The sequence below is a fragment of the Phenylobacterium sp. genome (genome assembly GCF_013822795.1).
Taxonomy (GTDB): Bacteria; Pseudomonadota; Alphaproteobacteria; order Caulobacterales; family Caulobacteraceae; genus Phenylobacterium.
Genome location: NZ_PNLB01000006.1, coordinates 87,623 through 112,761 on the forward strand (window position 1 = coordinate 87,623; position 25,139 = coordinate 112,761).

The 25,139-nt window shown below is 67.8% G+C and carries 26 protein-coding genes; 17 read left to right on the plus strand and 9 right to left on the minus strand.

The features are described 5' to 3' along the window. Positions 1 to 2 precede the first annotated feature (2 nt). Together C0481_RS07115 and C0481_RS07120 are read left to right on the plus strand one after the other, a co-directional pair. Entirely contained in the window at positions 3 to 959 is a 957-nt protein-coding gene (locus C0481_RS07115) for a type II secretion system F family protein (RefSeq protein ID WP_293402080.1), read from the plus strand. 58 nt (positions 960 to 1,017) lie between these two features. Next, complete coding sequence (locus tag C0481_RS07120) at positions 1,018 to 1,989, plus strand: phosphoribosylaminoimidazolesuccinocarboxamide synthase (protein ID WP_293402082.1); 972 nt, start codon at positions 1,018 to 1,020, stop codon at positions 1,987 to 1,989. 3 nt (positions 1,990 to 1,992) lie between these two features. On the opposite strand, the gene C0481_RS07125 is transcribed toward C0481_RS07120, so the two are convergent. The 3 genes from C0481_RS07125 to C0481_RS07135 are packed head-to-tail and all read right to left on the minus strand — an operon-like array spanning position 1,993 to position 4,521. Then, complete coding sequence (locus C0481_RS07125) at positions 1,993 to 3,129, minus strand: DUF3667 domain-containing protein (protein ID WP_293402084.1); 1,137 nt, start codon at positions 3,127 to 3,129, stop codon at positions 1,993 to 1,995. Positions 3,130 to 3,183: 54 nt separating this feature from the next. Next, a complete protein-coding gene (locus C0481_RS07130; RefSeq protein WP_293402086.1) occupies positions 3,184 to 3,786 on the minus strand; it encodes a 2-hydroxychromene-2-carboxylate isomerase in 603 nt (200 codons plus the stop codon). A 9-nt stretch (positions 3,787 to 3,795) separates the two neighbouring features. Further along, positions 3,796 to 4,521: an SDR family NAD(P)-dependent oxidoreductase gene (locus C0481_RS07135; RefSeq protein ID WP_293402088.1), complete on the minus strand. Its 726-nt coding sequence runs from the start codon at positions 4,519 to 4,521 to the stop codon at positions 3,796 to 3,798. 80 nt (positions 4,522 to 4,601) lie between these two features. Here C0481_RS07135 and C0481_RS07140 point away from each other — a divergent pair, with 80 nt between their 5' ends. Then, positions 4,602 to 5,069: a helix-turn-helix domain-containing protein gene (locus tag C0481_RS07140; RefSeq protein WP_293402090.1), complete on the plus strand. Its 468-nt coding sequence runs from the start codon at positions 4,602 to 4,604 to the stop codon at positions 5,067 to 5,069. Here the strand turns inward: C0481_RS07140 and C0481_RS07145 are convergent. Beyond that, positions 5,047 to 7,107, minus strand: a complete 2,061-nt coding sequence (locus C0481_RS07145; RefSeq protein ID WP_293402311.1) for a prolyl oligopeptidase family serine peptidase — start codon at positions 7,105 to 7,107, stop codon at positions 5,047 to 5,049. The genes C0481_RS07140 and C0481_RS07145 overlap by 23 nt on opposite strands. A 228-nt stretch (positions 7,108 to 7,335) precedes the next feature. On the opposite strand from C0481_RS07145, the gene C0481_RS07150 reads away from it, so the two are divergent. From C0481_RS07150 to C0481_RS07165, 4 genes are read left to right on the plus strand one after another with little or no spacing between them, the layout of a single operon-like run. Further along, on the plus strand, positions 7,336 to 8,130 hold the full coding sequence (locus C0481_RS07150) for an acyl-CoA thioesterase domain-containing protein (RefSeq protein ID WP_293402092.1): 795 nt from the start codon (positions 7,336 to 7,338) through the stop codon (positions 8,128 to 8,130). A 35-nt stretch (positions 8,131 to 8,165) separates the two neighbouring features. Continuing rightward, positions 8,166 to 8,846: an ABC transporter ATP-binding protein gene (locus C0481_RS07155; RefSeq protein ID WP_293402094.1), complete on the plus strand. Its 681-nt coding sequence runs from the start codon at positions 8,166 to 8,168 to the stop codon at positions 8,844 to 8,846. After that, positions 8,824 to 11,391, plus strand: a complete 2,568-nt coding sequence (locus C0481_RS07160; protein ID WP_293402096.1) for an ABC transporter permease — start codon at positions 8,824 to 8,826, stop codon at positions 11,389 to 11,391. The genes C0481_RS07155 and C0481_RS07160 overlap by 23 nt, the downstream gene beginning before the upstream one ends. Continuing rightward, positions 11,391 to 12,464 (plus strand): carotenoid 1,2-hydratase, encoded by a 1,074-nt coding sequence (locus C0481_RS07165; protein WP_293402098.1) that lies wholly within the window; start codon positions 11,391 to 11,393, stop codon positions 12,462 to 12,464. Before C0481_RS07160 ends, C0481_RS07165 begins: the two co-directional genes overlap by 1 nt. On the opposite strand, the gene C0481_RS07170 is transcribed toward C0481_RS07165, so the two are convergent. Next, entirely contained in the window at positions 12,461 to 13,537 is a 1,077-nt protein-coding gene (locus tag C0481_RS07170) for a zinc-binding dehydrogenase (RefSeq protein ID WP_293402100.1), read from the minus strand. The two genes, C0481_RS07165 and C0481_RS07170, sit on opposite strands and share 4 nt — an antisense overlap. Positions 13,538 to 13,630: 93 nt before the next feature. Between C0481_RS07170 and fabD the strand changes: the two genes are divergently transcribed. From fabD to C0481_RS07200, 6 genes are all read left to right on the plus strand, one after another. After that, positions 13,631 to 14,575 (plus strand): ACP S-malonyltransferase, encoded by a 945-nt coding sequence (gene fabD / locus C0481_RS07175; RefSeq protein ID WP_293402102.1) that lies wholly within the window; start codon positions 13,631 to 13,633, stop codon positions 14,573 to 14,575. 1 nt (position 14,576) lies between these two features. Further along, positions 14,577 to 15,317 carry a 3-oxoacyl-[acyl-carrier-protein] reductase gene (gene fabG / locus C0481_RS07180; RefSeq protein WP_293402104.1) on the plus strand — a complete coding sequence of 247 codons (741 nt, stop codon included), beginning with the start codon at positions 14,577 to 14,579 and terminating at the stop codon, positions 15,315 to 15,317. A gap of 141 nt (positions 15,318 to 15,458) precedes the next feature. Continuing rightward, on the plus strand, positions 15,459 to 15,698 hold the full coding sequence (locus tag C0481_RS07185; protein ID WP_056019455.1) for an acyl carrier protein: 240 nt from the start codon (positions 15,459 to 15,461) through the stop codon (positions 15,696 to 15,698). Positions 15,699 to 15,781: 83 nt separating this feature from the next. Beyond that, on the plus strand, positions 15,782 to 17,065 hold the full coding sequence (gene fabF / locus C0481_RS07190) for a beta-ketoacyl-ACP synthase II (RefSeq protein ID WP_293402113.1): 1,284 nt from the start codon (positions 15,782 to 15,784) through the stop codon (positions 17,063 to 17,065). Between the two features lie 53 nt (positions 17,066 to 17,118). Beyond that, the gene (gene mltG / locus C0481_RS07195; RefSeq protein ID WP_293402313.1) at positions 17,119 to 18,174 is read left to right on the plus strand and encodes an endolytic transglycosylase MltG; all 1,056 of its coding nucleotides are present in this window, start codon (positions 17,119 to 17,121) and stop codon (positions 18,172 to 18,174) included. Between the two features lie 211 nt (positions 18,175 to 18,385). Further along, positions 18,386 to 19,432 (plus strand): DUF2853 family protein, encoded by a 1,047-nt coding sequence (locus C0481_RS07200; protein ID WP_293402115.1) that lies wholly within the window; start codon positions 18,386 to 18,388, stop codon positions 19,430 to 19,432. A gap of 23 nt (positions 19,433 to 19,455) precedes the next feature. Here the strand turns inward: C0481_RS07200 and C0481_RS07205 are convergent, their stop codons facing one another. Beyond that, the gene (locus C0481_RS07205) at positions 19,456 to 19,869 is read right to left on the minus strand and encodes a hypothetical protein (protein ID WP_293402117.1); all 414 of its coding nucleotides are present in this window, start codon (positions 19,867 to 19,869) and stop codon (positions 19,456 to 19,458) included. A 158-nt stretch (positions 19,870 to 20,027) separates the two neighbouring features. Between C0481_RS07205 and C0481_RS07210 the strand changes: the two genes are divergently transcribed. Both C0481_RS07210 and gmk read left to right on the plus strand, forming a co-directional pair. Next, entirely contained in the window at positions 20,028 to 20,909 is an 882-nt protein-coding gene (locus C0481_RS07210; protein WP_293402119.1) for a YicC/YloC family endoribonuclease, read from the plus strand. Between the two features lie 112 nt (positions 20,910 to 21,021). After that, positions 21,022 to 21,678 (plus strand): guanylate kinase, encoded by a 657-nt coding sequence (gmk, locus tag C0481_RS07215; RefSeq protein WP_293402121.1) that lies wholly within the window; start codon positions 21,022 to 21,024, stop codon positions 21,676 to 21,678. 3 nt (positions 21,679 to 21,681) lie between these two features. Here the strand turns inward: gmk and C0481_RS07220 are convergent, their stop codons facing one another. Beyond that, positions 21,682 to 21,906: an excalibur calcium-binding domain-containing protein gene (locus C0481_RS07220; RefSeq protein ID WP_293402123.1), complete on the minus strand. Its 225-nt coding sequence runs from the start codon at positions 21,904 to 21,906 to the stop codon at positions 21,682 to 21,684. A gap of 363 nt (positions 21,907 to 22,269) precedes the next feature. On the opposite strand from C0481_RS07220, the gene C0481_RS07225 reads away from it, so the two are divergent. After that, on the plus strand, positions 22,270 to 22,545 hold the full coding sequence (locus C0481_RS07225; protein ID WP_293402125.1) for a hypothetical protein: 276 nt from the start codon (positions 22,270 to 22,272) through the stop codon (positions 22,543 to 22,545). Positions 22,546 to 22,669: 124 nt separating this feature from the next. On the opposite strand, the gene C0481_RS07230 is transcribed toward C0481_RS07225, so the two are convergent. Both C0481_RS07230 and pncB read right to left on the minus strand, forming a co-directional pair. Beyond that, entirely contained in the window at positions 22,670 to 23,005 is a 336-nt protein-coding gene (locus C0481_RS07230; protein WP_293402127.1) for a hypothetical protein, read from the minus strand. Between the two features lie 317 nt (positions 23,006 to 23,322). Then, a complete protein-coding gene (gene pncB / locus C0481_RS07235; RefSeq protein ID WP_293402129.1) occupies positions 23,323 to 24,627 on the minus strand; it encodes a nicotinate phosphoribosyltransferase in 1,305 nt (434 codons plus the stop codon). Positions 24,628 to 24,674: 47 nt separating this feature from the next. On the opposite strand from pncB, the gene C0481_RS07240 reads away from it, so the two are divergent. Next, a complete protein-coding gene (locus tag C0481_RS07240; protein WP_293402131.1) occupies positions 24,675 to 25,112 on the plus strand; it encodes an SRPBCC domain-containing protein in 438 nt (145 codons plus the stop codon). Positions 25,113 to 25,139 lie beyond the last annotated feature (27 nt).

Sequence of the window (25,139 nt, forward strand, 5' to 3'; positions counted from 1 at the left end):
CCATGGACATCGCGCAGATCCAGAACTTGATGACCTTGGCGGCGTTCGCGCTGCTGGCCGTCGCCGCGCTTGGCGGGGCTGCGGTGATGGCGGGGGAGATGCGGCTACGAGCGCAACGCCGCGCGCGCTTCCAGTCGCCGGGCGCGGCGACCTCAGCGGCCGGTGGGCATTCACTCGGACAGGCGCCGCTGCTCGGTCGCGTGGCCAATGGCGTGCGTCGGCTCGGCCAGCAGGCGGCGATCCGCGACCCCTCGCAGATTTCAGAGCTGCGCATGCGGCTGACCCGGGCGGGCTTCTTCAACCGCGAGGCCGCGATCTACTATCTGGGCGCTCGCGCCGCCGCGCTCGCGGCCGCCACGCTGGCAGTGATCATCGTGCTGCCGTTCGCCCTGAAGGGCGGGGGCTTCGCCGCGGTCGCGGTGGCCTGCGTGTTCGCCGGTGCGGCGCTGCTCGGCCCCGACCAGGTGTTGAAGGCGCGCCAGAAAAGCCGGGAGCTGGAGTACGCCGACGGCTTTCCCGATCTGCTCGACCTGCTGGTGGCGTCGGTGGAGGCTGGGCTCAGCCTGGACGCCGCCGTCTCGCGGGTCGCCGACGAACTGGTGCGACGCTATCCGCGGCTGACCATCCACCTGCGAATGCTGACCCTGGAGCTGCGGGCCGGCAAGGCGCGCAAGGACGCCTGGTCGTCGTTCGCCGAACGGCTCGGGATCGACGACGCCCGCGCGCTGGCGACCATGCTGCGTCAGGCCGAGGAGATGGGGACCAGCCTGGGCGAGACCCTGTCGGTGTTCTCTCTCGACATGCGGGCCAAGCGCATGCTGCGGGCCGAGGAGAAGGCGCTGGCGCTGCCGGTGAAGCTGACCGTCCCGCTGATCCTGTTCATTTTCCCATGCCTGATCGGGGTGCTGATGCTGCCGGCGATCGCGCGGATCATGCAGACGATGGGCGCCGGCCAGTAGCGTTCCGGGCGCGCAATAGGCTAGAGAGCCGTTTCAAGTCTCCGGCGCGGATACCCCCATGGACAAGACGGCCCTGGCTCGCAACGCTCACCGCGTTCTGCGCGACGCGATCATTCCCGAACTGCCGAACCCCTACTACGGCAAGGTGCGGGACAATTACGACCTGCCGGACGGCCGGCGGATCATCATCGCCAGCGACCGGATCAGCGCCTTTGACCGCATCCTGGCGGCGATTCCGTTCAAGGGCCAGGTCCTGACCCAGACCGCGCGCTTCTGGTTCGAGAAGACCGGCGACATCTGCCCCAATCACGTGCTGGCCTATCCTGATCCCAACGTGGTGATCGGGCGTCGCCTGGACATCTTGCCGGTCGAGATCGTGGTGCGCGGCTATCTGGCCGGGACGACGGGCACTTCGATCCTGACGCTCTACAAGAAGGGCGAGCGGGAGATGTACGGCCATCGCCTGCCGGACGGCATGGCCGACAATCAGAAGCTGCCGCACCCGATCATCACCCCGACCTCCAAGGCGTTCGACGGCGGCCACGATGAGCCGCTGACGCCGGCGCAGATCGTCGAGCAGGGTCTGCTGACCGCCGACCAGTGGGAGACGCTGTCGAAGTACGCCCTGGCCCTGTTCGCCCGCGGGCAGGAGATCGCCGCCGAGCGCGGTCTGATCCTGGTCGACACCAAGTACGAGTTCGGCGTCGACGCCGACGGTCAGATCATCCTGGCCGACGAGATCCACACGCCTGATTCAAGCCGCTACTGGTTCGCCGAGAGCTATCCGCAGCGCTTTGCCGCTGGGCAGCGTCCCGATAGCTTCGACAAGGACTTCGTCCGGGCCTGGGTCGCCGAGCGCTGTGATCCCTACAAGGATCCGATCCCGGAGATCCCGGCGCAGATGCTGGTCGATACGGCGGGCGTCTATATCCAGGCCTTCGAGACCATCACCGGTCAGACGTTCGAGATCGACGAGAACGACGAACCCGTTTTGGAGCGGGTCCGCCGCAACCTGGCGCAGTTCTTCTAGCGGTTAGCCCGCGACCCCGAGCACCACGACCGCGGTGAGGAACAGCGAGAGCGCCAGGCTGCAGAACAGCAGCAGCATGCCCGTCCGCCAGAGCGCCGCGAACGTCGATAGGCCGTAGGCGCCTTTCACCTGGGCGAACATGTGCGCCGGCACGATGGCCGTCGCGGCGAGCAGGGCGATGACGGCCATCACGCCGCCAAAGCGCATGAGCCCCGCGGTTACCATGATCAGCATGGCCATGAAGGTCAGCGAATAGAGCACGAAGACCCCGTGGTCGTAGAGCGTGAAGCCGCGCTTCCAGAGGAACAGCAAGGCCACGAACGGGATCGATATGGGGATAAGCAGGAACGAGAATTTGTAGAAGGTCTGTTGCAGCTTGTAGAGCGTGAGCTCCGGGTTTTGCAGCTTTTTCAGCAGCTTCTTGTCCAGCGCCTTGTCGCCGGTGTTGACCTTGAGGTCGCCGTTGGCGGCGGCGGTGCGCAGGTTGTCGGCCAAATTGGCGCCCATCACCGCGACGTTAGGGGCGCTGGGGGACTCCGCCATCGCCGCATCGGCGGCCCTTTCGGCCTCGCGCGCGGCCGCCAGTCGCGTCATCAGTTCCGCCCGTTTGGCGACTGAGGCCGGGTCGTCGCCTTTGGGGGCGTTCTCCAGCGCCGTCTCGGCCTGCACCACCTCGTTGGTGGCTATCATGTATGTCGTGCCGGTGGAGGCTGGTCCGCTGGCGGCGTCGCGCACCGCGGTCTCCGCCGCCTGAATCTGAGTTTTCACCGGCATGAAGCTCAGGATCATGAACATCACGAAGACAGTGAACAGGTACATGGCCAGCGGCGAGACGTAGCGCGTCCGCTTGCCCAGCACCCACTCGCGGGTCAGCCGGCCGGGATTGGCGACCAGCAGCGGCAGGGTGCGCCAGATCCGGCTGTCGAAGTGCATGACCCCGTGCAGGATCTCTTCGCCCAGGTGCAACAGCGTGCGGTGGGTGTGGGCCGGCTGGCCGCAGTTGGCGCAAAACCGCCCCGTGACCTCGGCGCCGCAGTCGTCGCAATGGCCGCTATGCGCGCCAGCCTTGCCCGTCGGTTTCTCGACGGCGGCGCCCATCATCGCGCCCGTCACCGCCCCGCCCGTCGAATCCACGTCCATAGCCGGCTCCAGCTCCCCCAGGAGCGAGAGTTAGACCGGTTCGAGCCGGCGGCGCTAGGCCGCCAGTTCTTCCTCGACCTGACCCAGCCGTTCCTTGCCGAAGAACATCTCGTCGCCGACGAAGAAGGTGGGAATTCCAAAGGCGCCGCGGGCGGCCGCGCGCTCGGTGTTGGCCAGCAGTTCGGCCTTCACTTCAGGGTCCTGCGTCGCCTCGAGGATCGCCTTGGCGTCGAGGCCGGCCTCGCTTAGCGCGACGGCGACCACCTGGGGGTCGTCCATCTTCAGCCCGCGTTCCCACATGCCGGCCATGACCACATCGAGATAGGCCCGCTCGACGCCCTGGCGCCGCGCGGCGACGAGACCGCGCATGATCAGCAGGGTGTTGACCGGGAAATGCGGGTTGAACTGGTAGCGGTCGAGCTCGTGCTTGGCGACGAAGCGCTTGGTCTCCAGCGCCTCGTAGGCGAGCTTGCCCTGGATCCCGCCGAAGGCGGTCATCGGGGCCTGGTTGCCGGTGATCTTAAAGAGGCCGCCCAGCAGGCAGGGCGTCAGCACGACATGCGCGCCGGTGCGGGCGGCGATGTCCTTCAACACCCCGTAGGCCAGGTAGGCGTTGGGGCTGCCGAAGTCGAAGATGAACTCGACGGTCTTGGTCATGGGCGGTCCTCACCAGGTCTCGGTCCAGGGGCGCAGATCTAGTTCGTGCGTCCAGGCCGAGCGTTGTTGTTTGTGCAGCCAGACATAGTTGGCGGCGATCTCGTCCGGCTTGAGGATGCTGTCGCCCTCCAGCCGCGCATCCAGGTCGGGGATGTTGGCGCGTGAGAAGACCCCGTCGATGGAGCCGTCGACCACCACGTGCGCGATGTGGATCCCCTGGGGGCCGAGTTCGCGGGCGGCCGATTGGGCCAGGGCGCGCAGCCCATGTTTGGCCGCGGCGAAGGCCGAGAAGCCTTGACGTCCGCGCAGCGAGGCCGAAGCGCCGGTGAAGAGGATCGTGCCGCGGCCGCGTGGAATCATCACCCGGGCCGCCTCGCGCCCGGTCAGGAAGCCGGCGAAGCAGGCCATCTCCCAGACCTTATGGAACACGCGGCTCGTGGTGTCGGTCAGGCTGAAGCGGACGTTCGCGCCGATGTTGAAGACGACCACTTCCAGCGGACCGACCTCGGCCTCGATCTTGTCGACGAGGGCGATCATCTCGTCCTCGGAGCGGGCGTCGACACCGTAGGCGCGGGCCTTGCCTCCGCCGTCGCGGATCGACTGGGCCAGCTCTTCCAACTGCTCGAGATTTCGGGCCCGCCGCGTGATGCAGACCTCCATGCCCTCGGCGGCGAAGGCACGTGCTATCGCTCCGCCGACGCCGTCGCCGGCGCCGACCACAAGACAGGCCGCCATGGCTCGTCTCCAATAAGTTTATTTTCTGGACGGACCATGGTATCGAATCTGGACTTGGTCAATGGCGGATGGAGCCGGCGATGAAATGGGATGATCTGAGCCGTGAGCCGTGTTCCCTGGCGCGGTCGGTGGCGGTTATAGGCGACCGCTGGACGCTGCTGATCCTGCGCGACTGCTTTCTCGGCGTGCGGCGGTTCGAGGCGTTCCAGGAGCGCCTGGGCATTTCACGCACGATCATCGCCGACCGGCTGAAGGTGCTGACCGACGAGGGGGTGCTGGCCAAGGTCGCCTATCAGGACCGTCCAGTCCGACACGAGTACCGGCTGACCGAGAAGGGCCTGGATCTCTATCCGGTGGTCCTGGCGATCGTCAGCTGGGGCGACCGGCACTACGACGACGGGCGCGGTCCGCCGATCCTGCGGCGGCACAAGGCCTGCGGCTGCGACTTCCAGCCGGTGATGACCTGCTCGGAGTGCGGTGACGAGGTGGAGGCCCGGGCGGTGGAGGCTCGCCCGGGCTCCGCCTTCAGTCCATCAGCTGCTGGCTGAGATAGGTGTATTCGAGCGCCTGGCGCTTGGCGGTTTCGTTGAGGTTCGCGGCGGCGGCGTGACCGCCGTCGATGTTCTCGTAATAGAGGTAGTCGTAGCCGAGCTCCTTGAGCCGGGCCGCGGCCTTGCGCGCATGGGCCGGATGGACGCGGTCGTCCTTGGTCGAGGTCTCCAGGAAGACGCGCGGATAGGGCTGGCCCTTGGCCAGCTTCTGGTAGGGCGAGTAGGTGTCGATGACCTTGCGCTCTTCCGGATTGGCCGGATCGCCGTACTCGCCGACCCACGAGGCACCGGCCCCGATGTGGGTGTAGCCGATCATGTCGAACAGCGGCACCTGGATGACCACGGCCTTGTAGAGCTCGGGCCGCTGGGTCAGGGCCACGCCCATCAGCAGGCCGCCGTTGGAGCCGCCCATGATGCCCAGCTTGGCGGGGCTGGTGATCTTGCGGGCGATCAGGTCCTCGGAAACCGCGAAGAAGTCGTCGTAGACCCGCTGGCGGTTCAGTTTCAGGCCGGCCTCGTGCCAGCGCGGGCCGAACTCGCCGCCGCCGCGGATGTTGGCGATCGCATAGGCGCCGCCACGCTCCAGCCAAAGCTTGCCGACCGTGGCGGCGTAGCCCGGGGCCTGTGAGACCTGGAAACCGCCATAGGCGTAGAGCAGGGTCGGGGCCTGGCCGTCGAACTTCAGGCTCTTCGAGCGGATCAGGAAGTAAGGGATCTTGGTCCCGTCCCTCGAGATCGCCCAATGCTGCTCGACCATCTGGTTGGAGGCGTCGAACCGGGCGGGCAGGGTGCGCAGCGTCTCGTGGGCGCCCGAGCCCGCGTCGGCCATCACCTGGGTCGAGGGCGTGAGGAAGCTGGACACCTGCAGGATCATCCGGTCGTCGCGGTCGGAGGCCGAGGCGATGGCGATGGTCGAGTCCTTCGGCAGGTCGAGCTTGGTCGAGCTCCAGCCGGCCGGACCATGGCTGAAGCTGAGGACCTCACCCTTCACGTTGTCGAACAGAGCGACGACCAGTCGGTTGCGGGTGGTCGCCACCTGCTGGATCGCCTGACTGGTCGTGGGGCGGAAGATCGGCGTCGTTTTCGGTGCGTCGGGCGCGGCCTTGAGGGCGGCGAGGTCGATGGCGAGCAGGTCGCCGCTTTGGCCATGGCCCTCCCAGTCCTGTTCAAGGGTGAGCAGCAACTGGCCGTCGATGAGGCCCTCGGGTGAGGACCGGAGCGGGACGCCCAGTTTGCGGGCGCCGCGCTCGTCCAGCAGGTGGAATTCGGCGTTGAACGTGTCGAGCGGGCGGGCCGCCAGCAGCGCCTGCAGCTTGCCGTCGGCGTCGCGCAGGGCCACCGGACTGACGCCGTAGCCGCCGTCGTCAGCCTTGCCGCGGAACACTTCGCGGGCGTCGGCCAGCGGCTGACCGCGCTTCAGCAGCTTGATCACATAGGGATAGCCGGAGGTCGTGACTTCGCCCTTGGTCCATTCGGTGGCGACGGCCAAGGTGTCGGCGTCGACCCAGGTCACCCGGTGCTTGCCCTCGGGCAGCAGGAAACCGCCGGTCACGAACTGGCCGGTCTGGACGTCGAACTCGCGGACCTCGACGGCGTCCTTGCCGCCGTTCGACAGCGAGATCAGACACAGACGGTCGTCGGGAGGCAGGCAGGTCGACCCGCTGTAGACCCAGTTCTTGCCCTCGGCCTTGGCCAAGGCGTCGACGTCCAGGATGGTGCGCCATTCCGGCTTGCCGGTCCGGTAGCTGTCGAGCGTGGTCGAGCGCAGCAGGCCGCGGACGTGATCTGCGTCCTGCCAGAAGTTGCGCAGCGCGCCGTCGCCGGCGAAGCCCACGACCGTGATCCGGTCCTTGGCCGTGGCGATGGCCAGGGCGTCGTCATAGAGCTTTGAGTAGCGGGGATCGTTCTGCAGCTGCGGCAGCGAGCGTTCGTTCTCGGCCTTGGCGAACGCCATGGCGCGGGCGCCCTCGATCTCCTCCATGTAGACGTACGGGTCGTTCGGATCGGGCAGGGCGGCGGCGGGAAATGCGGTCATGCCGCACAAGGTGGCGCCGGCCGCAAATTTTCCAAGGAACTGGAAACGCATCTGGGAACTGCCTCTCGGAGTGATCTTGCTTAAGCTGGAGCTTAAGGCAGTCCGTTCACGGCGCGCAAATGCGCGGCGGCGAAAGGAAATTCGTCGTCCGGCGGCGCAGAGGGAAAGGCCTTCCGATCTCGCCCGTAAACTAGGCTCTGCCGTTGGAATCCGTCATGGTCCCGCGCCATGACGAACGAACCCTTTTTCAAACGGGACGGTCAATTTTACGTCCCAACTCCCGCCGGCCGCGGTCCCTGGAATCCCAATTCTCTCCATGGACGGGTCATCATTGGTCTTCTCGGCTTCGTGCTCGAGCAGAAGCACGGCGACGCGGAATTCATCCCTGCGCGCCTGACCGTCGACATGTACAAGCTGCCCGGCTTCGATCCGATCGAGGTGACGACCACGGTCGTCCGCGAGGGCGGCCGTATCCGCGTGGTCGACGCCGAGTTCATTTCGGGCGGCGTCAGCATGGCGCGCGCCTCCTGCCAGTTCCTCAAGCGCACCGAGAACTCGGAAGGCAACGTCTGGAAGCCGGGCACGTGGAGCGTCCCGTCGCCGCTGGACATCCCTGAACCGGAGAACCGCGGCGGCATGGGCGGCATGTGGGCCTCACGCCCCATCAGCGGCGGCTTCGCCACGGCCGAGCAGCGCCGAACCTGGATGAGCGAGGTGCGCGACGTCGTCGAGGGCGAGCCGCTGACCCCGTTCCAGCGTGTGGCGGTGGCCTGCGACTTCGTCAGCCCTCTGACCCACGTCGGCGACCAGGGTCTCGGCTACATCAACTCGGACGTGACACTCTATCTGCACAAGCTGCCCGACACCGAATGGGTCGGCTTCGAAAGCGTCTATCACGGCGCTGACGACGGCGTGGCCGTGGGCGACGCCCGCGTCTACGACGAGAGCGGTCCGATCGGCATCGCCTCCTGCACGGCCCTGGCCCAGCGCCGCCTGGCGCCGCCGCCGCCCAAACCGTCCTAGCTTGGAAGGGCGCGGTTCAGGCTAGGATGTCGCCGATGACCGCGCCCGTTCTGCAGATTTCAGACCTCACCAAGTCGGTTCCCGGCGGGCGTGTGCTGTTCGAACGGCTGGACCTGCGCCTAGGGGCAGGTGAGTTCGTGGCGATCATGGGCGAGTCCGGCGTCGGCAAGTCGACCCTGCTGAACCTGATCGCGGGGCTGGATCAGGCCGACAATGGGGCCATCGCCATCGACGGCGTCGACCTAGCCGGACTGGACGACGACGCCCGCACGCTGCTGCGGCGCGACCGGGTCGGCTTCGTCTTCCAGGCGTTCCACATCCTGCCGCACCTGACCCTCGGCCAGAACGTCGCCCTGCCGTTGGCGCTGCAAGGCCAGCGAGGCGCCCGCGCTTTGGAGCGCGCCGAACAGATGCTGGGGGCGGTCGGCCTGGCCGGCCGCGCCGGCGACTATCCGCGGCAGCTGTCGGGCGGCGAGATGCAGCGGGTGGCGATCGCCCGAGCCTTGATCCACCAGCCGGACCTGTTGCTGGCCGATGAGCCGACCGGCAACCTCGACCCCGAAACCGCCAACCGCGTGCTGCAGGTGTTCGCAGAGGAAGTGCGCCGGTCTGGCGCCGCTGTGGTGCTGGTCACCCACTCCGAGGTCGCGGCCGCCGCGGCCGACCGCGTGCTCATCCTGGGACGGAACGGCCTTGTCGAACGCCCGCGCGCCTGAGCAGCGCGGCCTGGCCGCCCGCTGGATGATCCTCGGCGAGTGGCGGGCTCATCCGATGCGGGTGATCACCGCCGCGGCGGCCATCGCGGTCGGCGTCGCGCTCGGCTTGGCCGTGCACCTGGTAAACGCCTCGGCGCTTAGCGAATTTTCCAAGGCCGTCAGCGCGGTCAATGGCGAGGCCGAGCTGCAGGTGCGCTCGACAACGGCGCGCGGCTTCGCCGAAGGCCTCTATCCTGAACTCGCCCGGAAGGCCGAGGTCGCCGCTGTCAGTCCGGTCGTCGAGCTGGAGGCGGGGACAGAGCGGCCGGGCGAGACCCTCACCGTGCTTGGCCTCGACGTCCTGCGCGCAGCGTACGTGACCCCGAGCCTGATCGGCCGGCCGTTGGCGGCCGAGGGCGACGACGCGAGAGGCCCGACGATGGAGGCGGCCTTCGATGAGCGCGCCGTCTTCCTCTCGCCGGCGGCGCTGCAAGGGCGCGCGATCGGCCAGGAGATCGAACTGAGCGCCGGCGGTCGGCGCGCCGCCTTCCGGATTGCGGGCGTACTGCCAGGGGTCGGTGACGAGCGGCGGCTGGCGGTGCTCGACATCGCCGCGGCGCAGTGGCGGCTCGGCACGCTTGGCCGGCTGCAACGGCTGGACCTCAAGCTCGTCAAAGGAACGGATGTCGCGCAGGTGGCCGATCAGCTGCGGGCGGCGCTGCCGAACGACGCCCAACTGGTCAGTCAGGAGAGCGAGGCGAGGCGTAGCGACAGCCTCAGCCGCGCCTATCGGGTCAATCTCGACATGCTGGCGTTGATGGCGCTGCTGACCGGCGGCTTCCTCGTCTATTCGGCGCAGTCGCTTTCCGTCGCCCGGCGGCGTCCGCAATTCGCGCTTTTGAGAGTGTTGGGCGTGCGCCGTCGAGTGCTGCTCGCCCAGGTGATGGCCGAGGGAGTCGGCGTCGGGCTGGCCGGCGGCATCGTCGGGATCGGTCTCGGCTTCGCGCTCGCCGACGGCGCCCTGACACTGCTCGGCGGTGACCTTGGCGGCGGGTATTTCGGCGCTTCCAAACCGCAACTGGTCCTCGCCCCGGGCCCGGCCCTGCTGTTCCTGGCGCTCGGTTTGGCGACTGCGGTCGTCGGTAGTCTGGCTCCGGCGCGCGAGGCCGCCCGCGCCCAGCCGGCCGTGGCGCTGAAGAACGCCGGCGACGCCGTCGACCCGCGCGCGACGCCGGCGATTTGGCCTTCGGTCCTGTTGCTGGCCGCGGGGACCGCGGCGGCCTTCGGGCCGGCGATCGGTGGCGTGCCGTTGCTCGGCTATGCCGCGATGGCCTTGCTGCTGGCGGGCGGGGTGGCGGCGATGCCGCGGCTGGCGCGAGTACTGCTATCAGGACTGAAAGACCGCTGGTTCGCGAGCATCGCTCCGGACCTGGCGATCAAGCGGCTTTGGGGCGCGCCGACCCAGGCGGCGGTGGCGCTCTGCGGCGTGGTGGCCAGCACCAGCCTGATGGTGGCGATGGCCGTGATGGTCTCCAGCTTCCGAGGCTCGGTCGAGGACTGGCTGGCGCAGGTGCTGCCGGCTGATCTCTACCTGCGGATCGAAGCGGCGGGGACGGGCGGCGGATTTGATCCTGACGAGCAGGCGAGGCTGGCGGCGACGCCGGGCGTCGCGCGTATGGCCTTCATGCGCACCACGACGCTGCGGATGAGCGCGGACGCGCCGCCTTTGGCGCTGATCGCGCGCCCCGAAGGCGGACTGGACGCCGGTGCGCCGCCGATGATCGGCCGGACCGCGGAAGCGCCGGCCGGGACGATCCCGATCTATGTGTCTGAGCCCGCCGCATGGCTTTACGGCTGGAAGGTCGGACAGCGGATCGACCTGCCGATCGGCGGGGCGCAGCCGCAGGGGTTCTTCGTGACCGGAATCTGGCGCGACTATGCCCGGCAACATGGAGCGGTGACGCTGGAGAGCCACGACTACACGGCGCTGACCGGTGACCGGTCCCGCAGCGAGGCGTCCATCACCCTTGCGCCTGGAGCGGACCATCGCGCGGTGGCTGAAGCGATCGAAGCCAACGTCCCATCGCGACTGGCCGGACGGGTGACCGTCGCCGAGCCGAGAGTGATCCGCGACATGGCGCTCCGCCTGTTCGACCGGAGCTTTGCGGTGACCTACGGCCTGGAGGCCATCGCCATCGTGGTCGGGCTGGCGGGGGTGGCGGCGACGATCTCGGCCCAGACCCTGGCGCGGACCAAGGAGTTCGGGATGCTGCGGCACCTGGGCGTCACTCGCCGCCAGATCGTCGCGATGCTGGCGACCGAGGGCGCCTTGCTGGGCGCGGTGGGCGGCCTGGCCGGGATCGGGTTGGGGCTGATCATGAGCCAGGTGCTGATCCATGTGGTGAACCCACAATCGTTTCACTGGACGATGGAGACGCGGCTGCCCTGGGGGTTGCTGGCCTGCGTGGGCCTCGCGCTCGTCCTGTCCGCCGCCGGTACGGCGCTGTTGGCCGGACGGCGCGCGGTGTCGGCGGACGCCGTACGCTCCGTGCGGGAGGATTGGTGATGCGGCGCTGGATGCTGGCGTTTCTGGCGCTGCTCGTCGGCTGGACCGTGCCCGCGCAGGCCCAGGCGCCGCGCTATCCCCTCGTGCTGCCCGGCGTGGCGCTACGGTTCCCCGCCGATCATGGTGCGCACCCCGATTTCAGGACCGAGTGGTGGTACGTGACCGGCTGGCTGCGCACCGAGGACGCCAAGGATCTTGGATTCCAGGTGACGTTCTTCCGTTCGCGACCTCCGGCCGCGAGCGACAATCCCAGCGCCTTCGCGCCGCGTCAGGTCCTGTTCGCCCACGCTGCGATTTCCGATCCGATGGTCGGTAAGCTGATGCACGGGCAGCGGATTGCGCGGGCGGGGTTCGGGCTGGCGCAGGCGGCGGTCGGCGACGCCGATCTGGTGATCGACGACTGGCGACTGCGGCGCGGCGCAGACGGACGTTTCACCACCAAGGTCGCCGGCGAGGGCTTTGACCTCGATTTGGCCTTCACCCCGACCCAGCCGGTGCTGCTGCAGGGGGAGAGCGGGTTCAGCCGTAAGGGCCCACTGGCGACGCAGGCCAGCTACTACTACAGCCTGCCGCAGCTGAAGGTCGCCGGAACGGTTCAACGCGGCGGGAAAGCGGTCAAGGTGGCGGGTACGGCGTGGCTGGATCGCGAGTGGTCCTCGACCCTGCTGGATCCGGCGGCGGTCGGCTGGGACTGGGTTGGTCTCAATCTCGACGACGGCGGAGCGCTGATGGCATTCCAGGTGCGAGACGCGAGCGGCAAGGCGTTGTGGGCCGGCGGATCGCTCCGGGGCCCGGATGGCCGCGCCGTCCGGTTCGGCCCCTCTCAGGTGCGCTTCACGTCGCAACGGAACTGGCGCTCGCGGCGGACGGGCGCGGTCTATCCGGTCGAGCGGACGGTGACCGTGCAGGCGCCTGGCGGCGCCCGGCGCTGGAGCCTGAAGCCGCTGTTCGACGACCAAGAGCTCGACAGCCGCGCCTCCGGCGGCCCCGTCTATTGGGAAGGGGCGGTGCGCAGCGAGGGCGGGCGCGGCTATCTGGAGCTGACGGGTTACGCCAGCCCCATGAAGCTCTAGGGCTGGACGAGGATCTTCACGTGCGCCTCAGGATCGCCAAGATCCTTGAAGGCCTGGGCGACGCCGTCGAGTCCGACGGTGCCGGTGACCACGTTGCTGACGTCGATCTTGCCCTCGGCGATATCGTGCAGGGTCGCGGCGAACTCTTCGGGCGTGTAGCCGAACACGAACGTCAGCTCGATCTCCTTGGTGATGGCGATCGCCGGCTCGATGCGATCGGTCTCCATGCAGACGCCGGCGACGACGATCTGAGATCCGGCAGGGGAGGCCTCGATCAGGCTTTGCACGACCCCGGGCGAGCCGACGCATTCGAACACCACGGGACGGCCGAAGCTGCCGCCCATCATCCGGACCATGTTCTGGGCCGCCCGGGCCGTGGGCACGCCAAAGCCTTCCCAGCGGGCGTGCGGGCTCTCGACGGCCGGGTCGATCACTACGTCCGCGCCCAGCATCTCGGCCGCGGCGCGGCGGCGGGGCGAGAAGTCGGCGGCGATGACCGGGCCGTGACCGCGGGCCTTGAGGCCGGCGATCACCGCCAGGCCGACGGGGCCGCAGCCCACCACCAGGGCGACGCTGTTGGGATCGAGCCGCGCCTTGGCCACGGCGTGGGCGCCGACGGCGAACGGCTCGGTGAGGGCGGCCTTGTCAGTGGGCAGACCGTTGGGCACCGGCAGAAGCAGCGCCTCGGAGAGGATCATGCGTTCGGAAAAACCGCCGGGCAGGTTGTTCGAGAAGCCCAGCATCTCGACGCCGCCGACCGGGGTCAGCGTGGCCGGAATCGAAACGACTCGCGTGCCGGCCTTGAGCGCGCCGGTCGTGCCGGGCCCGTGCTCGAGGATCTCAGCGCAGAACTCGTGGCCGAAGACAGTGTCGGCGGTCGGATCGAAGCCGTCGCCCATGCCGCCGGCGCGGCGGGTGAGGTCGATCATGTGTTCCATGTGGTGCAACGCGTGCAGGTCCGAGCCGCAGATTCCGCAGGCGAGCGTGCGGACCAGCACCTGCCCCTGATCGGGCTTCAACTCGGCGATCTCGTCGCAGACCAATTGCTTGTTTCGCCGGATCACCGCGCGCATGACGTCCTCCCGTTCTCGATCGCCGCCTTGCCGGGGCTTGGCTTCTCCACTAACCCTCCCGGCTCGGAATCGTAAGTGCGTGGGAGACGCGCAATGAGCCTCGCCTTCATTTTTCCTGGCCAGGGCAGCCAAGCTGTCGGGATGGGCGCGGACCTCGCCGAGGCCTTCGCCTCTGCTCGTGAGGTCTTCCAGGAAGTCGACGACGCCCTGGGCCAGAAGCTGTTCGCGCTGATGCGCGAGGGCCCGGAAGGCGACCTGACCCTGACCGAGAACGCCCAACCGGCGCTGATGGCCGTGTCGCTGGCCGTGACCCGGACCCTGGAGAAGGAGTTCGGCGTCGGCATCGAGAAGGCCGCCTTCGTCGCCGGTCACTCGCTGGGCGAATACTCGGCCCTGGCGGCCGCTGGCGCGATCAGCCTCGCCGACACGGCGAGGCTGCTGAAGTTGCGCGGCCAGGCCATGCAGCGTGCGGTGCCGGTTGGCGCCGGCGCCATGGCGTCGCTGATCGGACCGAAGACCGATGTCGCGCTGGCCGAGGCCGCCGCCGAAGCCGGTTCGAAGGTTGGTGTCTGCGTCGTCGCCAACGACAACAATAACGGCAACGTGGTGATCTCGGGCGATAAGGCCGCGGTCGACGTGGCCATCGAGAAGGCCAAGGAGCTAGGTGCGCGAGCGATTCCGCTGAACGTCTCGGCGCCCTTCCACTGTCCGCTGATGCAGCCCGCCGCCGACGAGATGGCGCAGGCCCTGGCGAGCGCCACGATCCTGGCGCCGCGCGCGCCGGTCGTGGCCAACGTCACGGCGCGCCCGACGCTCGACCCGGAAGAGATTCGCCGCCTGCTGGTGGAACAAGTCACCGGCCGCGTGCGCTGGCGCGAGAGCATGATCTGGCTGGCCGGCGAGGGCGGCGTCACCCGCTTCGCCGAGGCCGGCGCCGGCAAGGTGCTGTCGGGCATGGCCAAGCGCATCGCCCCGGACGCCGAGGCGACGCCGCTCAACGCGCCTGCCGACCTTGAAGCCTTCGCGAAGGGACTCTGAGATGTTCGACCTGACAGGAAAGACCGCCCTGGTCACCGGGGCGACCGGCGGCATCGGCGGTGAGATCGCCAAGGCGCTGCACGCCGCCGGTGCGCATGTGGTGCTGTCAGGCACCCGCGAAGCCGTGTTGCAGGATTTGGCCCAGCAACTGGGCGAGCGCACCTCGGCCGTGCCCGCCAACCTGTCTGACCCAGCATCGGTCGACACGCTGATCAGCCGCGCCGAAGAGGTGACGGGGAGCGGGATCGACGTCCTGGTCGCCAACGCGGGAATCACCCGCGACGGCCTGCTGATGCGGATGAAGGACGAGGACTGGGACGCGGTCCTGAAGGTCAATCTCGAGAGCTACTTCCGGCTCAGCCGGGCGGCGATGCGCGGCATGATGAAGCGGCGCCATGGGCGAATCATCGGCATCACTTCCGTCGTGGGCGTGATGGGGAATCCGGGCCAAGCCAACTACGCTGCCTCCAAGGCCGGTATGATCGGCTTCTCGAAGGCGCTGGCCCAAGAGGTCGCGACCCGCGGGATCACGGTGAATTGCGTGGCGCCGGGGTTCATCGAAAGCCCGATGACCGACGCCCTGAACGAGCAGCAGAAGGCCCAGATCATGGGTACGATCCCCGCCGGACGGCTGGGAACGGGCAGTGAAGTGGCCGCCGCCTGCGTCTATCTGGCCAGCGATGAGGCCGCTTACATGACGGGCCAAACCCTGCATGTGAACGGCGGCATGGCCATGATCTGAGCCCGCTGGCGTGGCCGTGGCGAACATGCTACGTCGCCGCCCGAACCGGCGAGGCGAAGGTCTCAACCTGTATGTTTGCAACGGTTGACATCCCGTCGACCGTCGCAGATGGATTTAGACAAACACAAGGGACTTAAGCGAATGTCCGACATCCTCGAGCGCGTGCGTAAGATCGTCATCGAACATCTGGACGCCGACCCCGAGAAGGTCACCGAAAAGGCGAGCTTCATCGACGACCTGGGCGCTGACAGCCTCGACAACGTCGAGCTGGTCATGGCCTTCGAAGAAGAGTTCGACATCGAGATCCCGGATGACGCCGCCGAGCACATCCAGACCGTCGGCGATGCGGTGAAGTTCATCGGTGAGCGCCTGGGCGCCTAAGGCGAATCCACGGAATTCATTGAATATTCGGCCGCCGCGAAGCTCTTCGGAGTTCGCGGCGGTCTGCGTTTGGAGGCCCGCGCATGCGTCGTGTCGTCGTCACCGGCATTGGTTTGCTGACCCCCCTCGGCCAAGGCGCCGAGCTCACCTGGAAAGCCATTCTTGAAGGCAAGTCCGGGGCGGGGCGCATCACCACCTTCGATCCCACCGACTATGCCTGTCAGGTCGCCTGCGAAGTGCCGCGGGTCGACGGACGCGGCGGCGGCGGCGAAGGCGTGCCTGGCTCGTTCAACCCGGACGACACCCTGGCGCCGAAAGATCAGCGTCGGGTCGACGACTTCATCCTCTATGCGATCGCCGCGGCCGACGAAGCCGTGAAGGATTCGGGCTGGGTCCCGGAAAGCGAGGAGGACAAGGAACGCACCGGGGTCATCATTGGCTCTGGGATCGGCGGCCTCGCCACCATCGAGAAGACCAGCGTCGAGCTGTTCGAGAAGGGCCCGCGCCGCGTCAGCCCGTTCTTCATCCCCTCGGCCCTGATCAACCTGGCGTCGGGCCAGGTCTCGATCCGTCACGGTTTCAAGGGCCCGAACCACTCGGTCGTCACCGCCTGCGCCACCGGCGCGCACGCAATCGGCGACGCCGCCCGTCTGATCAAGTACGGCGACGCCGACGTGATGATCGCCGGCGGGGCCGAAGCGGCCATCTGCCCGGTCGGCGTCGCGGGCTTCATTGCCTGCCGCGCCATGTCGACCGGCTTCAACGATGAGCCGCAGAAGGCCAGCCGCCCCTATGACAAGGGCCGCGACGGCTTCGTGATGGGTGAGGGCGCCGGCGTGCTGGTGCTGGAAGAGTACGAACATGCTAAGGCCCGCGGCGCGAAGATCTACGCCGAAGTGGCCGGTTACGGCCTGGCCGGCGACGCCTATCACATCACCGCCCCGGCCGAGGACGGCGACGGCGGCTTCCGCGCCATGCGCGCGGCGATCAAGGACGCCGGCATCGACGTCTCCGAAATCGACTATGTGAACGCCCACGGCACTTCGACGCCGCTCGGCGACGAGATCGAACTGGGCGCCGTCACCAGGTTGCTGGGCAATGCGGCGAAAAACCTGACCATGTCGTCGACCAAGTCGGCGACCGGACACCTGCTCGGCGCGGCCGGCGCCATCGAGTCGGCGTTCACGGTGCTGGCGATCCGCGATCAGATCGCGCCGCCGACCATCAACCTCGACAATCCGTCGGTGGAGACGCAGATCGACCTGGTTCCGCACAAGGCCAAGCCGATGAAGATCGACGTGGCGCTGTCCAACAGCTTCGGCTTCGGCGGCACCAACGCGTCCGTGGTGTTCAAGAAGGTCACGTGAGCCGCAAGCCGCGTAAGTCTGCCGCCCGCGGACGGCGCAAGCCGTCGGGCGCCCTGCCGCCTGCGCGCAGGTTCAGGATTATCCTGGGCAGCGCAGCCGCGACTCTGGGCGTTGTCGCGGCGCTGGTCCTGGTCTGGGCGCTGTGGTCCTACCAGGGACCAGGGCCGGCCACCGATGGGGGCGAGACCCGCGTGGTCATGCTGCGCAAGGGCGCCGGCCTGACGGAAATCGCTTCCACCCTTGAGGGGGCCGGGGCCATCCGATCGAAGTCGCTGTTCGCCGCCGCCGCCCAGTTCACCGGCGCGGCGAAGTCGCTGAAGGCCGGCGAGTACGAGTTCAAGAGCCGCGCTTCGCTAGCGTCGATCCTGCGCGACATCCGCGACGGCAAGATCATCATCCATCAGGTGACCATCCCCGAGGGCATGACCTCCGAGGCCGCGGTCGCCGCCCTCATGGCGCGGCCGGATTTAAGCGGTGTGGTCGCCGCGCCGCCGGAAGGCTCCATCCTGCCTGAGACGTACCAGTACGAGCGCGGCGAGGATCGCTCGGCCGTACTGAAGCGGATGATGGACGCGCGCGACGAATTGCTGGTGCTGCTTTGGGAGAAGCGTCAGCCAGGCCTGCCGGTCAAGACGCCGGACGAGGCGGTGACCTTGGCCTCGATCGTCGAGAAGGAGACCGGCATCGCCAGCGAGCGTCCGCAGGTCGCCGCGGTGTTCATCAACCGCCTGCGCAAGGGGATGCGGCTGGAGAGCGACCCGACGATCATCTACGGCCTGAACGGCGGCAAGCCGCTGGGCCGCGGACTGCGGGCCTCGGAAATGGCCCAGCCGAACCCTTACAACACCTATCAGATCGACGGCCTGCCGCCGACGCCGATCGCCAATCCAGGCCGCGCCGCGCTGGCTGCGGTGCTTGATCCCCCGGCCAGCGATGATCTGTTCTTCGTGGCTGATGGCTCCGGAGGGCATGTCTTCGCGACCACCTACGACGAGCATCTCAAGAATGTCGCCAAATGGCGGGTCGTCGAGAAGCAGCGCGCTGCGGCCGCGCTTCAGGAAAAGGCCGGCGCCTTGCAGGAGAAGGCTGCAGAGCAGTCCGGCCGCTAGCCACGCCGGACAATTCCCGGGGCGGACGCATCAGCGTCGCCGTGAAGCAACGGTAAGCGGCGCCGCAATTTCCTAAGGTAAATCCCTCGACCCACTCCGCAAACGGCCCTAGCGCCCGCGTCGCGCCATGGTCCTATCGGTGAGAGGTCGATCCCGGACGCGATCCCTCGCGCCCCGTTCGACGCCCGTCAAACGGATCGGAGGACAGGCCATGGCGGAAGACTGGGCCATCGACGTCAGGAAGTATGTTCCCAACGCCGATTCCAAGGTGATCGATGCGATCGTGCGGTATTGCGGGATCGCCCTGCACAACCGTGACTCGTCGCTCGTTTCCTTCACCGAACCCGAGGAACTTCGGCGGGTTCGCGAGAATTTCCTCAAGAAGAAGCTCGGCCTCGCGCACAGCGACGCCGAACTGGACGACGCGATTATGGGCGTCGGCGACCGGATGCACGCCGATCGCACCAAGAACCGAGTGACCGTCTACTATCTGCTAGCCGAGCATTTTCGGAAGCTGTCGGTCTTCGGCGGCACGGACATCGCCGGCGGCATCGGCAAGGCTGGGCTGGCGGCCGGCGCCCTCGGAGCCGGCGCAGCGGCGTCAGTGGCCAGCGCGGCGACCGACGCATCGGCGACTGTCGCCGACTTCGGCGACCGGGTTCACAGGGTCGAAGATCGACCGCCGCCTGCGGCGCCGGTCTATGCCCGCGGGCCCGCGGCGGCGCCGGCGCGTCGCTCGGGTATGGGCGCTTGGTTGCCCTGGCTGCTGGGCCTGGCGGCTCTGGCGTTGCTGGCCTGGTTCTTTCTCGGGCGTCAATCGACAGCGCCTACCGCTCCCGTCGCCGAGGTGAGGCCTGCGGCTCCCGCCGTGGTCGCCCCGCGGGCCGAAGTCGTCGCTCCGGTTCCAGTCACCCCTGCGCCAGCGCCTGCAGCGATCGTCGGCTTGCCAGCCGCCGTCCACTTCGCTTTGGGCTCGGCGGCGATCGGCGCGGACGACGCGCGGTTGATCGAGGAAGCGGCCGCGGCGATCAAGCAGGACAACCTGCGGGTCGGCATCACCGGCTACACCGATCGCACCGGCAACTTGCCGCTCAACGAACGCCTGGCGATGCAACGGGCCGAAGCGGTTCGCGACCGGCTGGTTACGGCTGGGGTTCCCGCCGCCAACATCGAGATGGTGGCGCCGACCGCGGTCGAGAACGGGCCAGCCGCAACGCCCGACGTCGAGGCGCGGCGCGTGGAGATCGTCCGCCGCTAAGGACGAGCGGCTTGCGACCCGCGCTAATCGCGCGGGTCGCGGCGTGCGCGAAACGCCGGCAGGATCGCCGCGTACAGCAATAGAGCCAGAGTGATCCACGCCGACGTGCGGTCGCCGGGCTGGTTCAGTTCGGCCTCGAGGAAGCGGCGGAAGAAGGTCAGTTCGAGCGCGGCCAACACGAACAGCATGACCACCGCGCCCACGCCGACTGCGAGCCGCTGGGGAATGGACGGCGGGATGGCGAAGGTCCGCACCGCAAACCCCGCCCAGGGCAACAGGGCGAAGGCGACAATCAGCGCCCCGGCGATGTGGCCGAACACCGGCTCGACGCCGACGAGATCCACTAGATCCCGAACCAGCCGCGACACGCCGAGCGCCGTGAACAATGCGCAGAAATAGATCGCGGCGGCGCCGGCGATACTTCTGACCACGGCCATGGCGATCTCCGTCCTGTTCCAACTGCAACTTGACGCTGAAGCTGATGAGGAGTCGACCATGGATATCGATGGTGGGTTTGCGGGTTTGAGTTGGCTTCGCGGTCGGCGCGCCGTGTAGACTGATGACGATTGTGCAGCTTCGAGGGACCGGCTTATCCATGCCGCTATCTGGGATGACGGGGTTCGGCCGTGCCGAGGGCGCGGCGGGGGATTGGAGCTGGGCGGTCGAGGCGCGCTCGGTCAACGGGCGCAATCTGGAGGTTCGCTTCCGCGGCCCTCCAGGCTTCGATCAACTGGACCGGGCCGCCCGCGACGGGGCTCAGGCGCGCTTTGCGCGCGGGCAGGTCAACGTCGGTGTCCAGGCCAAGTGCGCCGACAGCAGCGTCGAAGTGCGGATCAACGAAGAGGTTCTGGCCCGCTATCTGACGATGGGCGAGGGGCTGATCGCGGCCGGCAAGGCCGGACCGCCGAGCGTGGATGGGCTTTTTGCGCTGCGTGGGGTCATCGAGGCCGCCGAGGGCGACGACGATCCGGAGGCCCAGGCCACGCTGCAGGCGGCGATCGCGCTGTCGGTCGGCGCGGCGCTCGACGCGCTGGCCGCCTCGCGCCGTGAGGAGGGCTTGGCGCTCACCGCCGTGCTGATCGGCTTGGTCGACAAGATCGAGGCCCTGGTGGGCGACGCCCAGGGCCTGGCCGAGGGGCAACCTGCAGCGATCAAGGAGCGCTTCGCTCGACGGATGGCCGAACTGGTCGGCGAGGCGGCCGGCGAGGACAAGATCGTCACCGAGGCCGCGGCCATGGCCGTGAAGGCCGATGTGCGCGAGGAGCTGGACCGGCTGGGGGCGCACGTAGAGGCGGCCCGGACCCACATCGCCGCCGAGGGGCCGCAGGGGCGGCGGCTGGACTTCCTGACCCAGGAATTCATGCGCGAGGCCAACACCCTGTGTTCGAAGTCGGCGCTGGGCGCGCTGACCACGGTCGGGCTGGAGCTCAAGGCGACGATCGAGCAGTTCCGCGAGCAAGTTCAGAACGTCGAGTAGGTCAGGACTGTTCGTCGCAGAGGGCGCTGCGGCCTCGAAGTGGTGCATCGAGTCACTTCCGCCGCAAGGCCGGTATCTGTTAAGCGGCGCTCCGAACGTGCGAGAGTGACGAATGACTGACGGACACGACCATCCCAGGCCCTGGGAAACCACCCGCCGCGGGATGATGCTGCTGGTGTCCTCGCCGTCGGGCGCGGGCAAGACCTCGCTGTCGCGGCGGCTGGTGGCCGACCACAGCGACCTGATGCTCTCGATCTCGTGCACCACGCGCCCGCCCCGCCCGGGCGAGGAGGAGGGCCGGGAGTACTACTTCGTCGATCGCCCGACCTTCGACGCGATGATCGCCCGCGGGGAGTTCCTCGAATGGGCCGACGTCCACGACAATCGTTATGGCACGCCCAAGGCGCCGGTGATGGCGGCCCTGGAGGCCGGCAAGGACGTACTGTTCGACATCGACTGGCAAGGCGCCAAGCAGGTGGCCGACGCCGCGCCCGAGGACAGCGTGCGGGTGTTCATCCTGCCGCCGTCCTGGGAGGACCTGTCGCGGCGGCTGCATGCGCGCGCCCAGGACAGCGAAGAGGTGATCCAGAAGCGGCTGGTGAAGGGCAAGGACGAGATCGAGCACTGGCGGCTCTATGACTACGTCATCGTCAACAAGAATTTCGATCGGGCCTATGCCGATCTCGGCCACATCTACCGATCGGAGCGGATGAAGCCCGGCCGTAATCCGTGGCTGCCGGCGTTCGTCGAGGGGCTGCTGGAGGAATAGTCGTCAGCCCCATTCGCAGGCGACGCCGTCCTTGTCTCGATCGTTGGTCGCCCAATAGCCAGGTTCGCTTCGGCGAGCAGGCGCCAAGCCGACATACGATGCGGTTTGGCAGTTGCCGATCGCGACGAAGTGCCGGACGGCGACGAGCGGCGAACCGAAATCGAGGCTGGTCGAGGTGAAGGTGTAGCTCGCGGCGAACAACAGGCCGCAGCCGACCAGGAACCACAAGCGGTCCCACGTGAGAATGCGGTTCCGGCGGCCGGGCGAAGCGCGCCGAAACCTTGCCTGTAGGCGGTGAAGACGTTGTTCGCTGCCAGGCCCCTCGAGCGTTCGCATGCGTCAGCCTCGTGTTCAGCCAAGCTTGCATCGGAGGCCGGCGGGGGCGCTAGCGAATTTTATCTCAGCTTGAAGCCAAGGCGCTCACAGGAATTCGTAGGCAGCGCGCCCGCCGGCTGTTTGGCGTGGCCGCGACTCTTCGGATGGTGCTGCTTGGTCGGCGTCCTCAGAAGTTGGGGATGATTTCGACGCACAACCCAGACGGAGTCGCGCATGTCTTTGCGTTCTGCTTTTGTTCCGACCCTGGAGGCGGACATGAACGAGAAGAGCTGGGGTGACATGCAACGTGAGCCGCTGCTGGCGTGCGTTGGAATCGACAGGCATCTGGTGGCGCGCTGCGCCTCGCCAGGTTGCGAGCGGGCGGCCCCGTGCGACCCGAGCCATTGGGTGGCGCAGGGCTTGGGCGGCTTGCCATTGCGGGCGTTCACCGACCGTATGCGCTGCGTGTGCGGCGGGCGGCGGGCGGAACTGTCGGTGGCGGCTGGGCCGTTGCCGGAGCGCGCTGGCGGCGAGGTCTACGTTTTCCGTTAAACCGCGACGGGTGCGCGGCGGCTGGGTCGGACGAGACCTGCCGTGACCGGACAGGTTCCGGCGCAGAAAGGCGCGCCCGGCTGGACCGGAGCGCGCCCGAAGCGATTACTTCTTCTGAAGTGACCTACTTCTTCAGCATCGTCTTCAGTTCGGCGGCTGTGGCGTTGATCGTCGCCGAGCCGTCGGCGATCGCCAGCTTGTTGGTTTCGACCGCGAAGGTGTCCGAGCCCATCTTGATCGTCGCGACCTGCTGGCCGGCGGCGTCGGGCTTCACTTCGGTGACCGTGCCGATACTGGCGCCGGTCTTATCCTTCACGGTGGCCCCGACGGCCAGGGTGGCGGCGGTGGCGCTGGCGTCCTTCGCCGGCGGGGCGGTCGGCTCAGAAGCGTCTTGAGCGAAGGCCGGAGCGGCGATGGCGAGGGCGAGGGCCGCAGCCCCGTAGGTGAAGATGGAACGCATGAGGTCTCCCGTACATCTGTGAGGCCTCCCCCGAGGCATCCCCAAGCTGACCGGGCAATTCGGCGACCAAAAGACCGTGATAAGGCATAATCGTGACAATGGTATGCCGCTGATCACGCAAATATAAGGGGTTGTTCCAAAAATTATATCACTGGGTACGCCTCATGGCCCGCGCTCCACGAGGAGGCGGCCGGATCGACGCTTCGCTTGAACTTGCAGCCTCCACCCGCAGTCGATGCGCAACCCCGGAGGCAGTGCAAGGAAGCGCATCCGGCCCGTTTTGGTTGCAGAGGCAGGTGAGAGTTTTGGTGCAGGGCTTAGACGCTGACCGGATGGGCGTGGCGTCCAGCCTCGCCGAAGACACGCAGATAGCGGACGATTTCGGCCGGGTCGCCGGTGGCCTTTTCGGGATTGTCGGAGAGCTTCACGGCCGGGCGGCCGTTAGCCTGCGTGACCTTGCAGACCAGCGAGATCGGGTCGAGGGCGTCGCCGCCGCCGGGCAAGCAGCCCTTGAAGTCGTTGGTCAGATTAGTGCCCCAACCAAAGCTCATGCGCACGCGGCCGGTGAAGTGGCGGTGGGCTTCCTCGATCGAGTCGATGTCCATGCCGTCGGAGAACACCAGCAGCTTGTCGCGCGGGTCGCGGCCCTTGGCCTTCCACCAGGCGATAATCTCCTCGCCGCCCTCGATCGGCGGCGCGCTGTCGGGGCGAAAGCCGGTCCAGTCAGCGACCCAGTCGGGCGCGTCGGCCAGGAAGGCGCGGGTGCCGAAGGCGTCGGGCAGGGCGACCAGGAGGTTGCCGCCATAGGTGCGCCGCCATTCGTCAAGCACGCGATAGGGTGCGGCGCGCAGCGCTTCATCAGTGTCGGCCAGGGCTGCGGCGACCATCGGCAGTTCATGGGCGTTGGTCCCGATCGCCTCAAGGTCGCCGTCCATCGCCAAGAGGACGTTTGAGGTGCCGAGCACGGCCTCGCCTAGGCCCTCCTTGAGCGCCTCGACGCACCAGCGCTGCCAGAGAAATGAGTGGCGCCGGCGGGTGCCGAAGTCGGAGATCAGCAGGCCGTCCAGCTTTCGGAGGCGCTCGACCTTCTCCCATAACTTGGCCTTGGCGCGGGCGTAGGTGATGTCGAGCGCGAAGCGCCCCTGGCCGCGCAGCACGGTGCGGGTGCGCAGTTCGTTGATGATGGCCAGGGCCGGGATCTCCCACATGCTGGTGTGGGTCCAGGGGCCGTGAAAGCTGAGCTCATACTGGCCGTCGCGCTTGGTCAATTCGTAGGCCGGCAGGCGGAAGTCGGCGAGCCAGGCGATGAAGCCTGGTTTGAACATCTGCGTCTCGCCGTAGAAGGTGTTGCCGGCCAGCCAGATCAGCTCCTTCTTGGAGAAGGACAGGGTGCGGGCGTGGTCGAGCTGGGCGCGCAGCTCGCCCTCGTCGACGATGTCGGCCAGGCGGACGTGGCGGGTGCGGTTGATCAGCGAGAAGGTGGCCTGGACCTCGGGGTGCAGGCTCCAGATCAGCTGCAGCATCAACAGTTTGTAGAAGTCGGTATCGAGCAGGCTGCGGATGATCGGGTCCAGCCGCCAGCCGTGATTGTAGGTCCGTGTCGCGAGGTCGGTGTTCGCCATGGCTCGACAATGGCAGTCGGCGCGGGTTTTGCGAATATAGTCGCGCCATGCATCAGATCCGCACCGAGGCGATCATCCCGGCCACGCCAGATCAAGTCTGGGCCGTGCTGGCCGACTTCGCCCGTTACAGCGAATGGAATCCGTTGAACCTGGAAGTCCGCGGCGAGGCGAAGCTGGGGACGCGGGCGAGGATGGCGTTCCGAAACCTGGCGGGGCAGGGCGTCATCCGCCAGACCGTGCGGATCGTCGCCGCCGAGCCCGGGCGAGAGCTGGCCTGGTCGGGTCACGTGCCGCTGCTGTTCGCCGGCCGGCATGGCTTCTTGCTGACCCCGCACGCCGCGGGCACGCACGTGCTGCACACCGAACTGCTGGGCGGGCTGCTGCCGGCGACCTGGAGCAAGGCAAAGATCGCGCGCGACTTCGTCCCCGCCTACGAGGCGGTCAATGTCGCGTTGGCGCAGCGCTTCGCAGATTTGGCCGTTTGACCCCTATCGCAGTGGCGGCTTTTGAGA

Bases quoted from the DNA above. Each gene is read 5' to 3' on its own strand.
- C0481_RS07115 (WP_293402080.1), top strand. From the start codon at position 3: ATGGACATCGCGCAGATCCAGAACTTGATGACCTTGGCGGCGTTCGCG.
- C0481_RS07120 (WP_293402082.1), top strand. From the start codon at position 1,018: ATGGACAAGACGGCCCTGGCTCGCAACGCTCACCGCGTTCTGCGCGAC.
- C0481_RS07125 (WP_293402084.1), bottom strand. From the start codon at position 3,129: ATGGACGTGGATTCGACGGGCGGGGCGGTGACGGGCGCGATGATGGGC.
- C0481_RS07130 (WP_293402086.1), bottom strand. From the start codon at position 3,786: ATGACCAAGACCGTCGAGTTCATCTTCGACTTCGGCAGCCCCAACGCC.
- C0481_RS07135 (WP_293402088.1), bottom strand. From the start codon at position 4,521: ATGGCGGCCTGTCTTGTGGTCGGCGCCGGCGACGGCGTCGGCGGAGCG.
- C0481_RS07140 (WP_293402090.1), top strand. From the start codon at position 4,602: ATGAAATGGGATGATCTGAGCCGTGAGCCGTGTTCCCTGGCGCGGTCG.
- C0481_RS07145 (WP_293402311.1), bottom strand. From the start codon at position 7,107: ATGACCGCATTTCCCGCCGCCGCCCTGCCCGATCCGAACGACCCGTAC.
- C0481_RS07150 (WP_293402092.1), top strand. From the start codon at position 7,336: ATGACGAACGAACCCTTTTTCAAACGGGACGGTCAATTTTACGTCCCA.
- C0481_RS07155 (WP_293402094.1), top strand. From the start codon at position 8,166: ATGACCGCGCCCGTTCTGCAGATTTCAGACCTCACCAAGTCGGTTCCC.
- C0481_RS07165 (WP_293402098.1), top strand. From the start codon at position 11,391: ATGCGGCGCTGGATGCTGGCGTTTCTGGCGCTGCTCGTCGGCTGGACC.
- C0481_RS07170 (WP_293402100.1), bottom strand. From the start codon at position 13,537: ATGCGCGCGGTGATCCGGCGAAACAAGCAATTGGTCTGCGACGAGATC.
- fabD (WP_293402102.1), top strand. From the start codon at position 13,631: ATGAGCCTCGCCTTCATTTTTCCTGGCCAGGGCAGCCAAGCTGTCGGG.
- fabG (WP_293402104.1), top strand. From the start codon at position 14,577: ATGTTCGACCTGACAGGAAAGACCGCCCTGGTCACCGGGGCGACCGGC.
- C0481_RS07185 (WP_056019455.1), top strand. From the start codon at position 15,459: ATGTCCGACATCCTCGAGCGCGTGCGTAAGATCGTCATCGAACATCTG.
- fabF (WP_293402113.1), top strand. From the start codon at position 15,782: ATGCGTCGTGTCGTCGTCACCGGCATTGGTTTGCTGACCCCCCTCGGC.
- C0481_RS07200 (WP_293402115.1), top strand. From the start codon at position 18,386: ATGGCGGAAGACTGGGCCATCGACGTCAGGAAGTATGTTCCCAACGCC.
- C0481_RS07205 (WP_293402117.1), bottom strand. From the start codon at position 19,869: ATGGCCGTGGTCAGAAGTATCGCCGGCGCCGCCGCGATCTATTTCTGC.
- C0481_RS07210 (WP_293402119.1), top strand. From the start codon at position 20,028: ATGCCGCTATCTGGGATGACGGGGTTCGGCCGTGCCGAGGGCGCGGCG.
- gmk (WP_293402121.1), top strand. From the start codon at position 21,022: ATGACTGACGGACACGACCATCCCAGGCCCTGGGAAACCACCCGCCGC.
- C0481_RS07225 (WP_293402125.1), top strand. From the start codon at position 22,270: ATGAACGAGAAGAGCTGGGGTGACATGCAACGTGAGCCGCTGCTGGCG.
- C0481_RS07230 (WP_293402127.1), bottom strand. From the start codon at position 23,005: ATGCGTTCCATCTTCACCTACGGGGCTGCGGCCCTCGCCCTCGCCATC.
- pncB (WP_293402129.1), bottom strand. From the start codon at position 24,627: ATGGCGAACACCGACCTCGCGACACGGACCTACAATCACGGCTGGCGG.
- C0481_RS07240 (WP_293402131.1), top strand. From the start codon at position 24,675: ATGCATCAGATCCGCACCGAGGCGATCATCCCGGCCACGCCAGATCAA.